The following is a 13,898-nucleotide window of genomic DNA, read 5'->3' on the forward strand; positions in this document are numbered from 1 at the left end:
CGAGGGCGGGCTAGACCCTGCCCGTGTGGCAAACCCGATGGCCGGACGGATGCGTCCGCCCAGCCATGGTTAAGACGGCAGGTCCGTCCAGATAGACAGATATGGTTTCCGTAGTCCGCACCGTTGCCGATACTCTGGCCGACGCCGCCGATCCGGCGCGTTGGCTGGAACATATGTCCGCCGCCTTCCCCGCCGAGGATGGCGCGCTGCTGGCGCGCGCCTTCGACGCCGCGCGGGAGCTGTACGCGGGCAAGACCGTCCCCGCCACCGGCGAGGATTTGTTCACCCACGCGGTGGCCGCCGCGGCGGTCGTCGCCGACCTCAATCTGCTGCCCGACGCCATCGTGGCCACCTTGATGTTCGCCGTGCCGGACCTCAAACCGGACTGGCAGCAGTGGCTGAGCGACGCCTTCAATCCCACGGTGGCGATGCTGGTGGATGGCGTCGGCGGTGTGCGCCGCATCACCGAGCTGGCGCGCATCGACAAGATGGCCACGCCGGAAGACTGCGCGCGCCAGGCCGAGACCATGCGCAAGATGCTGCTGGCGATGGTGGCCGACATCCGGGTGGTGCTGATCAAGCTGGCCTGGCGCACCCAGACCATGCACTACCTGGCCCAGGTGCCGGACGAGGCGCTGCGCCGCCGCATCGGCACCGAGACGCTGGAGCTGTTCGCGCCGCTGGCCAACCGGCTGGGAGTATGGCAGATCAAGTGGGAGCTGGAGGACCTGGGTCTCAGACACACCGAGCCGGACACCTACAAGAAGATAGCCAAGTTGCTGGACGAGCGGCGGCTGGAGCGCATCGACTACATCGAGCGGGTGCTGGACATCCTGCGCGAAGAGTTGAAGAAGGCCGGCGTCAAGGCCGAGGTGGCCGGCCGGCCCAAGCACATCTATTCCATTTGGAAGAAGATGAAGAAGAAAAAGCTCGATTTCACCGAGCTTTACGACATCCGCGCGGTGCGCATCCTGGTGGACAAGCTGCCGGATTGCTACACCGCGCTGGGCATCATCCACGGCATGTGGCAGCCGATACGCGGCGAGTTCGACGACTACATCTCCCATCCCAAGGCTAACAACTACCGCAGCCTGCATACCGCGGTGATCGGCCCGGAAGAGAAGGCGCTGGAAGTGCAGATCCGCACTTTCGAGATGCACGAGCACGCCGAGTTCGGCGTGGCCGCGCACTGGCGCTACAAGGAAGGCGGCAAGGGCGACGCCGCCTACGAGGAAAAGATCTCCTGGCTGCGCCAGCTGTTGGACTGGCGCGAGGAGATGTCCGACCGCGAAGGACTGGCCGAGGCGTTCAAGACCGAGCTGTTCGCCGACACCATCTACGTGCTGACGCCGCAGGGCCGGGTACTGGCGCTGCCGCAAGGCGCCACGCCGATCGACTTCGCCTACGCCATCCATTCCGGCCTGGGCAACCGCTGCCGCGGCGCCAAGGTTGAGGGCCAGATCGTGCCCTTGTCGACGCCGCTGCAAAACGGCCAGCGGGTGGAAATCCTGACGGCGAAAGAAGGCGGGCCGTCGGTGAACTGGCTGCACGACGGCTGGGTGAAGAGCCATCGCGCCATCTCGCGCATCCGCCAGTACATCCGCCTGCAGAACGCCGACACCGTGCGCGAAACCGGCAAGGCGCTGTTCGAGCGCGAGCTTTCGCGCCGGCCGCACATCCAGCCCAGCCTGCAGCAGCTGGCGGAAAAGCTGGGCTACGACAAGTTGGAGGAGGTGTACGGCGCGCTGGGCCACGGCGAGCTGACTACCCGCGCGGTGGCCAACGCCATCAGCAGCTTCGCGCCGCCGCCCTCGGTGGAGGTGCTGCCGGAAAGCCTGGTCAAGGCCAGCAAGGGTGGGCCGGATACGGGCGGCGTGCTGATCGAGGGGGTGGACAATCTGATGACGGTGCTGGCCAAGTGCTGCAAGCCGGCGCCGCCGGACCAGGTGATGGGTTTCGTCACCAAGGGGCGCGGCATCTCCATCCACCGCAGCAGCTGCATCACGCTGAAGAAGCTGTCGCAGGAAGTGCCGGAGCGCTTGATCGCGGCGGAGTGGGGCAAGCTGAAGAACAGTGTGTTCCCGATAGACATCGAAGTGATCTCGCAGGACCGGCCGGGCCTGCTGCGCGACTTGTCCGACACCCTGTCGCGCGAAAAGCTCAATCTGATAGGCGTGAACACCTTGTCGCGCGATTTGCGAAGCAAGCTGCGCCTGACGGTTGAGGTGCGCAATGTACAGGACATCAGCCGGGTGCTGTCGCGGCTGATGGAACTGTCCGGCGTGCAGGAAGCGCGCCGGGTTTGACGTTCTGTGCCGCCAAGCCGGCTGCGATGCCCATCTGTCGGGCGTTTCGGCCGGTTTGGCTTTTCCGGGGCCGTGATGGCGATGCCGGGTGGTTTGCGTTTAAGCAAGTCCCGCTTGTTTGCGATTTGCTTTCATGTGAAGAAATTTTCATAATCCATGTCATTGCCTTTGGCAAACCGCTGTCATGCCGGCGGCGGTTTTTATCCATTGGCCGCATTTCGAGAAAGATAGACCATGTCTGCATTGATTGAAGCCGCACGCCGCGCCCTGTCGCTGATGGACCTGACCACCCTCAACGACGACGATACCGACGAAAAAGTGATCGCCTTGTGCCGCAAGGCCAACAGCCCGGACGGCACCGTCGCCGCCGTCTGCGTCTACCCGCGCTTCGTGCCCATCGCCAAGAAGACGCTGCGTGAAGCCGGCTGCCCGCAAGTGCAGGTGGCCACCGTCACCAACTTCCCGCACGGCAATGACGACATCGCCATCGCGGTGGCCGAGACCCGCGCCGCCATCGCCTACGGCGCCGACGAGGTGGACGTGGTGTTCCCCTATCGCGCGCTGATGGCTGGCAACCGCGACATCGGCTTCGAGCTGGTGCGGGCCTGCAAGGAGGCCTGTGGCGGCAAGCTGCTGAAAGTCATCATCGAGAGCGGCGAACTGAAGGACGCGGCGCTGATCCGCGCGGCCAGCGAAATCTCCATCCGCGCCGGCGCCGACTTCATCAAGACCTCCACCGGCAAGGTGCCGGTCAACGCCACGCTTGAGGCCGCCGAGACCATGCTGACGGTGATCAAGGAAACCGGCGGGGCCTGCGGCTTCAAGGCCGCCGGCGGGGTGAAGAGCGCGGCCGAGGCCTCAAACTACCTGGCGCTGGCCGAGCGCCTGCTGGGCGATGGCTGGGTCAGCGCCCGCCATTTCCGCTTCGGCGCCTCCAGCCTGCTGGCCAATCTGCAGATCGAGATCGCCGGCGGCGTGGTCAAGCAGACCAGCGGCTACTGATCCGCACCTCATACGCGGGCTGACCGCACTCTGGCCGGGCGATTTCCCGGCCGCATCGCCCATTGCCGTTTGCTTCCGCGACGGCGAGGGGATTCAGACAGGGAAATTGCCATGTTTTTGCCGCAAGAAATCATTCGTAAAAAACGCGACGGCCTGATGTTGTCGCAGCAGGACATCCAGCAGTTCGTCGCCGGCATCACTGACAACAGCGTCGCCGACAGCCAGATCGCCGCGCTGGCGATGGCCATCTACTTCAACGGCATGGAGCTGGACGAGAACGTCCACCTGGCGCTGGCGATGCGCGACTCCGGCCGCCGCATGCAGTGGCAGGACCTGGGCCTGCCCGGCCCCATCGTGGACAAACACTCCACCGGCGGCGTTGGCGACGTGGTGTCGTTGATGCTGGGGCCGATGGTGGCCGCCTGCGGCGGCTTCGTGCCGATGATTTCCGGCCGCGGCCTGGGCCACACCGGCGGCACGCTGGACAAGCTGTCGGCGGTTCCGGGCTACAACCCGTTTCCGGAGCCGGAGCGGTTCCGCCAGGTGGTGAAAGAGATCGGCGTGGCCATCATCGGCCAGACTTCCGACCTGGCGCCGGCCGACCGCCGCTTCTACGCCACCCGCGACGTCACCGCCACGGTCGAGTCCATCGCGCTGATCACCGCCTCCATCCTGTCGAAGAAACTGGCGGCCGGCCTGGATGTGCTGGTGATGGACGTCAAGGCCGGCAGCGGCGCCTTCATGCCGACGATGGAGAAGTCCATCGAGCTGGCCAGCCGCATCGTCAAGGTGGGCAACGGCGCCGGCGTGGCCACCACCGCGCTGATCACCGAAATGAGCCAGCCGTTGGCCTCCACCGCCGGCAACAGCATCGAAACCCGCGAGGCGGTGCGCTACCTGAAGGGCGACGAGCGCAACCCGCGCCTGCACGAGGTGACGATGGCGCTGTGCAGCCAGATGCTGATCGGCGGCAAGCTGGCGCAGGACGACGCCGACGCCCGCGCCAAGCTGCAGGCTGCGCTGGATTCCGGCCGCGCCGCCGAGATCTTCGGCCGCATGGTGACCGCGCTGGGCGGCCCGGTGGATTTCATGGAAAACTACGACCGCCATCTGGCGCCCGCGCCAATCGTGCGCCCGGTATACGCCGACAAGGCAGGCTTCGTGGGTGCGATGGACACCCGCGGCATCGGCATGGCGGTGTGTGCGCTGGGCGGCGGCCGCCGTCTGGCCAGCGACGTGCTGGATTTCCGAGTGGGACTGTCGCAGTTCGTCGAACTGGGTCAGAATATCGCCAGGGACACCCCGCTGATGATGATCCACGCCGCCGACGAGGCGAGCTTCGAAGACGCGGCGCGCCGGGTCAAGGCCGCCATCCGCATCGATGAAATCGCGCCGGCGACCCTGCCGCAGGTTTACCAGATCATCCGTGGCGAATAAGGCCCGGGAGGCAGCATGAAACGCGCAATCATATTAATCCTCGACTCGCTGGGCATAGGCGCGGCGGCCGACGCGCCCAAGTTCGGGGACACCGGCAGCAACACGTTGGGCCATATCGCGATGGAGGCGGCCGCAGGGCGCGCCGATATCGGCCGCAATGGCCCGCTCAAGCTGCCGAACCTGTCGCGGATGGGCCTGGCTCACGCCTGCCGGCTGTCGTCGGGCTATTTCCCGGAAGGAATGGACGCGGCGGCGCCGGAAGCGGCCTACGGTTACGCGCGGGAGATTTCCAGCGGCAAGGACACCCCATCCGGCCACTGGGAGATCGCCGGCGTGCCGGTGCTGTTCGACTGGGGCTACTTCAGCGACCACGACGACAGTTTCCCGCAGGAGCTGCTGGACGCCATCGTCGAGCAGGCCGGGCTACCGGGCTATCTGGGCAACTGCCACGCCTCCGGCACCGAGATACTCGACCGTCTGGGCGAGGAGCATATGAAGAGCGGCAAGCCCATCTTCTACACCTCGGCCGATTCGGTGTTCCAGATCGCCTGCCACGAAGAGACCTTCGGGCTGGAACGGCTGTACCAGCTGTGCAAGATCACCCGCGAGCTGCTGGAGCCTTACAATATAGGCCGCGTGATCGCCCGGCCCTTCGTCGGCGAGGGCGCGGGCAAGTTCGCCCGTACCGGCAACCGCAAGGATCTGGCGGTGGAGCCGCCGGCGCCTACGGTGTTGAAGAAGCTGGCCGACGCCGGCGGCGACGTGGTGTCGATAGGCAAGATCGCCGACATCTACGCTCATGTCGGCATCACCCACAAGCACAAGGCCACCGGCTTCGACCAATTGTGGGACGCCACGCTGACCGCCATGCATCAGCATCAGGACAAGCCGGCCATCATCATGGCCAACTTCGTCGATTTCGACTCCAGCTACGGCCATCGCCGCAATACCGCGGGCTACGCCGCCGCTTTGGAGGAGTTCGACGCGCGCCTGCCCGAGGTGATGGCGGCGCTTGGCGACGACGATATCCTGATCTTGTCCGCCGATCACGGCTGCGATCCCACCTGGCCCGGTTCCGACCACACCCGCGAGCATATCCCGGTGCTGTGCTACGGCAGGAGGGTGAAGCCGGGCGCCATCGGCGAACGCGCCACCTTCGCCGATATCGGCCAGAGCGTCGCCAGCCATCTGGGCCTGCCGGCGATGGATTACGGCACGTCCTTCCTGGACTGATCCAGGCAATGACGGGCCGCTTAGGCGGCCCGTTCCCATTTTCACGGTCCGCGCCGCGGACCGTGGCCAGACCGATTTCTAGAGGAGACCTTGAATGGCAACCCCGCATATCAACGCCAAGGATGGCGCCTTCGCCGAAACCATACTGATGCCGGGCGACCCGCTGCGCGCGCAGCTGATCGCCGAAACCTTCCTGGAGGGCGCCGAGCAGGTCACCAACGTGCGCAACATCTTCGGCTACACCGGCAGCTACAAGGGCAAGCGACTGTCTGTGATGGCGCATGGCATGGGCATTCCGTCCGCCAGCATCTACACCACCGAGCTGGTCAAGGACTACGGCGTCAAGAACATCATCCGCATCGGCTCCTGCGGCGCGGTGACACCCGACATCAAGCTGCGCGAGCTGTTCGTCGCGATGGGCGCGTCGACCGACAGCAAGGTCAACCGCATGCGCTTCCACGACCACGATTACGCCGCTATCGCCGATTACACCCTGCTGCGCACGGTGGTGGACACCGCCGCCGAGCAGGGCAAGAAGATCACCGTCGGCAATGTGTTCTCCGCCGACCTGTTCTACGGCGTGCAGCCGAACATGCTGGAGGTGCTGGCCAGGATGCAGGTCAACGTGATCGAAATGGAGCTGGCCGGCATCTACAGCGTGGCCGCCCAGTACGGCGCGCGTGCGGTGGGCATTCTGACCGTGTCGGACATTATTCCGACCGGCGAGGCCACCAGCGCCGAGGAGCGCCAGACCTCCTTCCGCGACATGATGGAAGTGGCGCTGGACGCGGCGGTGAAGCTGTAAGGCGCTGATTTTGCGGAAAAACTGGCGCGGCGGGAGGGTTCCGTCGCGCCGGTTCATGCTTTGCGCAACATGGTGTGTCATTGGCGCACCGCATTTATCGTGCACTGCACAAAAAGTGCTTGCCTAATCCCGATGGGATACCGATAATTGGTATTGCATCAGGGCGTTACGCACTGTGGCGTTCCTGGTGTTGTCTCCTCCATCCTCCTTCTAAGGTGGAACTTGGCGCAACACGTCTCAGCGTTGCGCTTTTTTTTGTCTGTTTTTCCGCCCGGATTCCGTCGTTTGCCGCCTTGCGGAAATCTGTTGTGTCACAAGGGTTTGACAGCTACCCAGCCACTGCACTAGAATCCGTAACTTTCAAGAATTACGATGGAAGAGTTCCATGAAGACCTTTTCTGCCAAGCCGCATGAGGTAAAGCGCGAATGGTACGTGGTCGACGCCGCCGATAAGGTGCTGGGTCGCCTTGCTGCCGAAATCGCCCGCCGCCTGCGTGGCAAACACAAGCCGGAATTCACTCCTCACGTTGACACCGGCGATTTCATCGTCGTGGTGAATGTTGAGAAGCTGCGTGTTACCGGTACCAAAGCTCTGGACAAAAAGTACTACCGTCACTCCGGTTACCCGGGCGGCATCTACGAGCGCAACTTCACCGAACTGCAAAACCAGTTCCCGGAGCGCGTTCTGGAAAAGGCCGTAAAAGGCATGCTGCCGAAGGGTCCGCTGGGTTACGCCATGATCAAGAAGCTCAAGGTGTACTCTGGTTCCGAGCATCCGCACTCCGCCCAACAGCCCAAAGTGCTGGAAATCTGATTTTAAGGCATAACAATGAACGGTAAATACTACTACGGCACCGGCCGTCGCAAGAGCTCCGTTGCTCGCGTGTTCATGCAAAAGGGTTCCGGCCAGATCATCGTTAACGGCAAGCCGGTTGACGAGTATTTTGCCCGTGAAACCGGTCGCATGGTTATCCGCCAGCCGCTGGTCCTGACCGAAAACCTCGAATCCTTTGACATCAAAGTAAACGTGGTTGGCGGCGGCGAAACCGGCCAAGCCGGCGCGATCCGTCATGGCATCACCCGTGCCCTGATCGACTTCGACGCAGTTCTGAAGCCGGCTCTGTCGGCTGCAGGCTACGTGACCCGCGACGCTCGTGAAGTTGAGCGTAAAAAGGTTGGCCTGCGCAAAGCACGTCGCGCCAAGCAGTTCTCCAAGCGTTAATTCGCCGGATACTGTTTTCGCAAAAAACCGCTTGGCTTCGGCCCGGCGGTTTTTTTGTTTTTTGTGCCGCTGTGCACTTGCCGCCACAGCCTACGCTGCCTAAACTGTCGCCTTTGCGACATTTTTTTATGTAAAGGGCTGGCCATGATCAAGGTTGGGATCGTCGGAGGAACCGGATACACCGGTGTGGAATTGCTGCGCTTGCTGGCCAAGCATCCGCAGGCCAGGGTGACGGCGGTGACCTCGCGCAAGGATGCGGGCATCCGCGTCGACGACATGTTTCCCAGCTTGCGCGGCCGCATCGATCTGGCGTTCACCACGCCGGACGAGGCCCGTTTGCAGAAATGCGATGTGGTGTTCTTCGCCACGCCCAACGGCATCGCGATGCAGGAGGCAAGCGCGCTTCTGGATGCCGGCGTGCGGGTGATAGACCTGGCGGCCGACTTCCGCATCCAGGATGTGCAGGAATGGGAGCAATGGTACGGCGTCAAGCATGCCGCTCCGCAACTGATTGCCGACGCGGTCTACGGTTTGCCGGAAGTCAACCGCGAAGCCATACGCCGCGCGCGGCTGGTGGCCAATCCAGGCTGCTATCCGACCGCGGTGCAACTGGGCTTCCTGCCCTTGCTGGAAGCCGGCGCGATTGATCCGTCCAGCCTGATCGCCGACTGCAAGTCCGGCGTGTCCGGGGCGGGGCGCAAGGGTGAAATCGGCGCTTTGCTGGCCGAGGCCGGCGATTCCTTCAAGGCTTACGGCGTGGCCGGCCACCGCCATCTGCCGGAAATCCGCCAAGGCCTGTCCCGGGCGACGGGCAACGCGGTGGGGCTGACCTTCGTGCCGCACCTGACGCCGATGATACGCGGCATTCACGCTACCCTGTACGGCCGCCTGTCCAGGGAGATCGATCTGCAGCAGCTGTTCGAGCGGCGCTACGCCGGCGAAGCCTTTGTCGATGTGCTGCCGGCCGGCAGTCACCCGGAGACGCGCTCGGTGCGTGGCGCCAATCTGTGCCGCATCGCGGTCCATCGGCCGCAGGGGGGCGACACTGTGGTGGTATTGTCGGTGATAGACAATCTGGTCAAAGGCGCGGCCGGCCAGGCGGTGCAGAACATGAACCTGATGTTCGGTCTGCCGGAGCAGGATGGGCTGGATGTGGTGCCGCTGTTGCCTTGATGGCGCGCAGGGGCTTGAATGCTCGCCATCCGCCCCGATATCCGACTAAAATAGTGGGTGAATGGCCGCATACCGGCCTGATTGAATTGCGAGGTTACACATGACAGAAGCTGCTACCGAAATGCCGTGCCCGATCAACTTCACCGACAGCGCCTGCACCAAGGTGCAGGATCTGATCGCGGAAGAGGGCAATCCCGACCTGAAGCTGCGCGTCTTCGTCTCCGGCGGCGGCTGTTCCGGTTTCCAATACGGTTTCACCTTCGATGAGATCGCCAACGAGGACGACACCGCCATCGAGCGCCAGGGTGTGACTTTCCTAGTGGATCCGATGAGCTACCAGTATCTGGTCGGCGCCGAAATCGACTATCAGGAAAGCCTGGAAGGTTCGCAGTTTGTGATCCGCAACCCGAACGCCACCACCACTTGTGGTTGTGGTTCTTCGTTCTCGGTGTGATACTGGACCATGGTAAGAACCAGGCCCGGGCACTTGCCCGGGCCTTTTTGCTGGAATCCCGTACATGAACAAGCTGCCGCCGGTGGTATTGCCCAAGATTGAATTCAACCGCGAGTTCGCCTTCAGCGACGCCGACTTCGAACGCATACGCAAGCTGATTTACAAAGAAGCGGGCATCGCCCTCAATCCGTCCAAGAAGGACATGGTTTACGGCCGGCTGGTGCGCCGCATCCGCGAATTGAAGCTGCCGGGTTTCGCCGCCTATGTCGATTTCCTGGAGTCCATCGGCGGCAAGCGCGAATTCGAGCAGTTCGTCAACGCGCTGACCACCAACCTGACTTTCTTCTTCCGCGAAGAGCACCATTTCCCCATCCTGTCCGAGCATCTGAAGAAAAAGGCAGCGGCCAGCGGCGAGTTGGCGATCTGGTGCGCGGCGGCTTCCACCGGCGAGGAGCCTTACTCGCTGGCCATCACCGCGCTGGAGGCTTTCCCCGGCATGTCCAAGCCGAATATCAGCGTGTTCGCCACCGATCTGGACACCAGTGTGCTGGAAACCGGCCGCAAGGGCATCTATCCGGCCGACAAGATCGCCAGGCTGCCGGCCGGCCACGCGGTCAAATACTTCGACAAGCTGGCGGACGGCAGTTACCAGGCCAAGGCGGCGCTGCGCAATATGATCACTTTCCAGCGGCTGAATCTGGTGGAAAGCAACTGGGCGGTGAAGAAACAATTCGACGCCATCTTCTGCCGCAACGTGATGATCTATTTCGACCGTGACACCCAGTTCGGAGTGCTCAAGCGCTTCGCGCCGCTGCTCAAGTCCGACGGCCTGCTGTTTGTCGGCCATTCGGAAAACTTCTACTTCGCCTCGGACTACTTTCATCTGCGTGGCAAGACGGTTTATGAACACGCCAAAAAATAGACTGTTTGTCTGACAAAACAGTCGCCGCGGCGGGCGATTGCCATTAACATCACGTCTTGAACGGGCAAGCCAGTCTTGCCCGTTGTCTTGTCGGATGGAGGCAAAATGCGAGTGGCGGTACTCGGCGCCGGGGTGGTGGGCGTGTCCACCGCCTGGTTCCTGGCCAGGATGGGGCATGAGGTGGTGGTGGTGGAGCGCGCCTGCGGCGCGGCGCGGGAAACCAGTTTTGCCAATGGCGGCCAGCTGTCGGTCAGCCAGTCGGAGCCTTGGGCAAATCCGCGCGCGCCGTGGCAGGTGTTGCGCTGGCTGTGGCGCGACGACGCTCCGCTGCTGTTCCGGCCGCGGCTGGAGCCGGCGCAGTGGCGCTGGGTGGCCGGCTTCCTGCGCGAATGCCTGCCTGGTCGCCACCTTGCCAATATGCGGCAGATGGTGGCGCTGGGGCTGTACAGCCGCGACGCGATGCGGCAACTGCGCGACGAGACCGGCATCTCCTACCGCCGCCTGTCGCGCGGCATCCTGAGCCTGCATTACGATGTCTGCCAATTGCGCCGCGCCGAGCGCAGCGCCGCGCAATTGCAGGCGCTGGGAGTGGACAAGCGGGTATTGTCTCCCGGGCAACTGCTGGCGCTAGAGCCGGCGCTGGAGCCGGTATTGCCGCAGTTGGCGGGCGCCAGCTGGTGCCCGGACGACGAATCCGGCGATGTCCACCTGTTCACCCGTGGCTTGGCCGAGGCTGCTGCCGGGCTGGGGGTGGAGTTCCGCTACAATACCCGGATCAATGCGTTGGAGACGGCCGACGGCGAGGTGCGCGCGGTATCGGTGACCCTGCCGGACGGCAGCTACCAGCAACTGACGGCCGATGCCTACGTGCTGGCGCTGGGCAGCCACTCGCCGTTGCTCACGGCGCCTTTGGGGCTGCGTCTTCCCATCTATCCGGCCAAGGGGTATTCCGCGACGGTGCCGGTGAAAAGCCTGATTGCCGCGCCTATGGTCAGCATTACCGACGAGGCTTGCAAGCTGGTGTTCAGCCGGCTGGGCGACCAGCTGCGCATCGCGGGCACCGCTGAGCTGGCCGGTTATTCCTCCAGCCTCAATCCGGTGCGCTGCCAGGCGCTGATCCGGCGCGGCCGGGCTCTGTTTCCCGATGCTTGCGACTGGGACTCCGCCCGCTTCTGGAGCGGCTTGCGGCCGGCCACGCCGGGCAATGTGCCGCTGATAGGCAAGAGCGCGCTTGGGCGGCTGTATCTGAACACCGGCCATGGCACGCTGGGCTGGACCGAAGGGGCTGGCTCGGGCAGGGCGCTGGCCGAGATCGTCAGCGGCAGGCGGCCGCAACTGGATTTCGCCTTTTTAGGCTTGTAATAGCGGTAGCGGCCGCAAAGCGGAACGGGTTGGAACGGGGGTCGCGGCAGGCGCCTGTCTGAAGGATGCGCCGGGTAGATGAAACCGGCCAATGGAGTGCGAATGAGCGAAGTGCAGGAAATGACGCCGTACCAGTTGCTGGGCGGCGAAGGGGTGGTGCGTTGGTTGTGCGACCGTTTTTACGACATCATGGACAGCGAGCCGGCGGTTGCGCCTTTGCGGGCGATGCATCCGGCCGATCTGGCAGGATCCAGGCAAAAGCTGTTCATGTTCCTGTCAGGCTGGCTGGGTGGACCGTCGTTGTATATGGAAGCCTTTGGCCACCCGCGTTTGCGCATGCGCCACATGCCGTTTGCGGTGGACGAGGCGGCGCGCGACCAGTGGATGTTGTGCATGCGGCAAGCGGTGGGCGAACTGGTGGTGGAAGACTGGCTGAAGCATAAACTGCTGGAGGCGTTCTACAACACCGCCGACTTCATGCGCAACCAGTAAGGTTCAAGATAGGCTTGAAGTCGGCGCGGCCTTGTCCATGATTAGAGTATCCACGCGCGGAGTCTGGTCATGGGACGCTGTCCGCTATCGCCGCTCGCCATCGCCCTGGCGTGCCAGGTTGCTTGGGCTGGCTGTCTGCCGCAGGCGCTGATGTGCGCCTCGCCGCGCGATCCTTCGGTGCAGCAGCAAGAGCTGCTGCCCAAGGGCTTGCAGTTGGGGCCGTTGCGCCTGGAGCAGGATCCGGAAAGCCATGCGATGCGTTTGGCCCCGGCGCTGGATCTGGGCAAGCATACCCACTTGTCGGTCAAGATGAACCACAAGGATGTCGGCTTGCGGCTGAAATTCAATACCGACTGATGTCCCCGCCGCGCCGCCTCAATGCGGCCGGTGGCCGCGTTCGATCTGCACCCCCACCCGCTTGACTCCCGGCAGGATGCCTAGCTTGGTGACCGCCACCCGCACCCATGGCGCGCCGAACTCCTCGCGCACCATTTTGGCGATATGTTCCGCCAGCGCCTCCAGCAGCAGGAAGTGCTGTTCCTCCAGCGATTGGCGCAGCCGCTCCACCACCACGCCGTAGTGGATGGTGTCGCCGATATTGTCGCTATGGCAGGGCGTGTCGCTGGGAATGCCGATTTCCAGGTCGATCTCAATGGTCTGAGCGGCTTTGCGCTCCCAGTCATACACGCCGATCACGGTGTCGGCGCGCACTTCGCGCAGGAATATGATGTCCATCTGTCTGTCAGGTGGTTGGGCTTTGCCGCCCGATACCGTAAAATCCGAAGCCTCCTATTCTAATCTAACGGATACTCCTCGACCATGACCACGACAGCATTTGCTTTTGTCATTGCGGCCTACCTGATCGGCTCGCTGTCTTTCGCCGTGATCGTCAGCAAGGCGATGGGCATGGCCGACCCGCGCAGCTACGGCTCGGGCAACCCCGGTGCCACCAATGTGCTGCGCAGCGGCAAGAAGCTGGCCGCGGTGCTGACCCTGATTGGCGACGGCGCCAAGGGCTGGCTGGCGGTGGCGCTGGCATCCTGGCTGGGGCCGCGCTACGGCCTGAGCGATCAGGGCATCGCCATGTGCGCGCTGGCGGTGCTGTTCGGCCACATGTGGCCGGTGTTCTTCGGCTTCAAGGGCGGCAAGGGCGTGGCTACCGCGGTAGGCATTCTGCTGGGCATCAATGTCTGGCTGGCGCTGGCTGCATTGGCCACCTGGCTGTTCATGGCCTTCGTGGTGAAGATCTCGTCGCTGTCGGCTTTGGTCGCCTGCGTGCTGGTGCCGGTGTACGCCTATTTCATCGTCGGCCCCAAGAGCGTGTTTTTCGGCACCTGCATCATCATCGCGATCCTAGTCATACATCGGCACAAGTCCAACCTGATCAAGCTGATGACCGGGCAGGAAGACAAGATAGGCGGCAAGACCGACGCCAGCTGACGCCTGAGCGCCAGCCAAGCAAAAGCCGTCCCTCTGGGGACGGCTTTTTG

Annotated in this window: 15 protein-coding genes; 14 read left to right on the forward strand and 1 reads right to left on the reverse strand. The window is 63.5% G+C overall.

What is annotated here, in order from left to right:
- Positions 1-101: 101 nt before the first annotated feature.
- From BI347_RS05160 to BI347_RS05220, 13 genes are all read left to right on the forward strand, one after another.
- The gene (locus BI347_RS05160; protein ID WP_071114142.1) at positions 102-2,306 is read left to right on the forward strand and encodes a RelA/SpoT family protein; all 2,205 of its coding nucleotides are present in this window, start codon (positions 102-104) and stop codon (positions 2,304-2,306) included.
- 234 nt (positions 2,307-2,540) lie between these two features.
- Positions 2,541-3,308, forward strand: a complete 768-nt coding sequence (gene deoC, locus BI347_RS05165; protein WP_071115445.1) for a deoxyribose-phosphate aldolase — start codon at positions 2,541-2,543, stop codon at positions 3,306-3,308.
- Between the two features lie 111 nt (positions 3,309-3,419).
- Positions 3,420-4,745 carry a thymidine phosphorylase gene (gene deoA / locus BI347_RS05170; RefSeq protein WP_071114140.1) on the forward strand — a complete coding sequence of 442 codons (1,326 nt, stop codon included), beginning with the start codon at positions 3,420-3,422 and terminating at the stop codon, positions 4,743-4,745.
- A 15-nt stretch (positions 4,746-4,760) separates the two neighbouring features.
- Complete coding sequence (locus BI347_RS05175; RefSeq protein ID WP_071114139.1) at positions 4,761-5,978, forward strand: phosphopentomutase; 1,218 nt, start codon at positions 4,761-4,763, stop codon at positions 5,976-5,978.
- Positions 5,979-6,072: 94 nt separating this feature from the next.
- Positions 6,073-6,783, forward strand: a complete 711-nt coding sequence (gene deoD / locus BI347_RS05180; protein ID WP_071114138.1) for a purine-nucleoside phosphorylase — start codon at positions 6,073-6,075, stop codon at positions 6,781-6,783.
- A 385-nt stretch (positions 6,784-7,168) separates the two neighbouring features.
- Positions 7,169-7,597: a 50S ribosomal protein L13 gene (rplM, locus tag BI347_RS05185; protein WP_071114137.1), complete on the forward strand. Its 429-nt coding sequence runs from the start codon at positions 7,169-7,171 to the stop codon at positions 7,595-7,597.
- A gap of 15 nt (positions 7,598-7,612) precedes the next feature.
- Complete coding sequence (gene rpsI / locus BI347_RS05190) at positions 7,613-8,005, forward strand: 30S ribosomal protein S9 (RefSeq protein WP_043576582.1); 393 nt, start codon at positions 7,613-7,615, stop codon at positions 8,003-8,005.
- Between the two features lie 144 nt (positions 8,006-8,149).
- On the forward strand, positions 8,150-9,178 hold the full coding sequence (argC, locus tag BI347_RS05195; protein ID WP_071114136.1) for an N-acetyl-gamma-glutamyl-phosphate reductase: 1,029 nt from the start codon (positions 8,150-8,152) through the stop codon (positions 9,176-9,178).
- A 121-nt stretch (positions 9,179-9,299) separates the two neighbouring features.
- Complete coding sequence (erpA, locus tag BI347_RS05200; RefSeq protein WP_420837174.1) at positions 9,300-9,632, forward strand: iron-sulfur cluster insertion protein ErpA; 333 nt, start codon at positions 9,300-9,302, stop codon at positions 9,630-9,632.
- 64 nt (positions 9,633-9,696) lie between these two features.
- Positions 9,697-10,554: a CheR family methyltransferase gene (locus BI347_RS05205; RefSeq protein WP_071114134.1), complete on the forward strand. Its 858-nt coding sequence runs from the start codon at positions 9,697-9,699 to the stop codon at positions 10,552-10,554.
- 105 nt (positions 10,555-10,659) lie between these two features.
- A complete protein-coding gene (locus BI347_RS05210) occupies positions 10,660-11,916 on the forward strand; it encodes a D-amino acid dehydrogenase (RefSeq protein WP_071115446.1) in 1,257 nt (418 codons plus the stop codon).
- A gap of 102 nt (positions 11,917-12,018) precedes the next feature.
- Positions 12,019-12,408, forward strand: coding sequence for a group II truncated hemoglobin (locus BI347_RS05215; protein WP_193430991.1), 390 nt, complete (start codon positions 12,019-12,021; stop codon positions 12,406-12,408).
- A 69-nt stretch (positions 12,409-12,477) separates the two neighbouring features.
- A complete protein-coding gene (locus BI347_RS05220) occupies positions 12,478-12,765 on the forward strand; it encodes a hypothetical protein (RefSeq protein ID WP_071113613.1) in 288 nt (95 codons plus the stop codon).
- Positions 12,766-12,783: 18 nt separating this feature from the next.
- Here the strand turns inward: BI347_RS05220 and BI347_RS05225 are convergent, their stop codons facing one another.
- A complete protein-coding gene (locus BI347_RS05225; RefSeq protein ID WP_071115447.1) occupies positions 12,784-13,143 on the reverse strand; it encodes a dihydroneopterin aldolase in 360 nt (119 codons plus the stop codon).
- An 84-nt stretch (positions 13,144-13,227) separates the two neighbouring features.
- Between BI347_RS05225 and plsY the strand changes: the two genes are divergently transcribed.
- On the forward strand, positions 13,228-13,848 hold the full coding sequence (gene plsY, locus BI347_RS05230) for a glycerol-3-phosphate 1-O-acyltransferase PlsY (protein ID WP_071113614.1): 621 nt from the start codon (positions 13,228-13,230) through the stop codon (positions 13,846-13,848).
- Positions 13,849-13,898 lie beyond the last annotated feature (50 nt).

The organism is Chromobacterium sphagni, assembly GCF_001855575.1.
In the GTDB taxonomy this organism is placed as follows: domain Bacteria; phylum Pseudomonadota; class Gammaproteobacteria; order Burkholderiales; family Chromobacteriaceae; genus Chromobacterium; species Chromobacterium sphagni.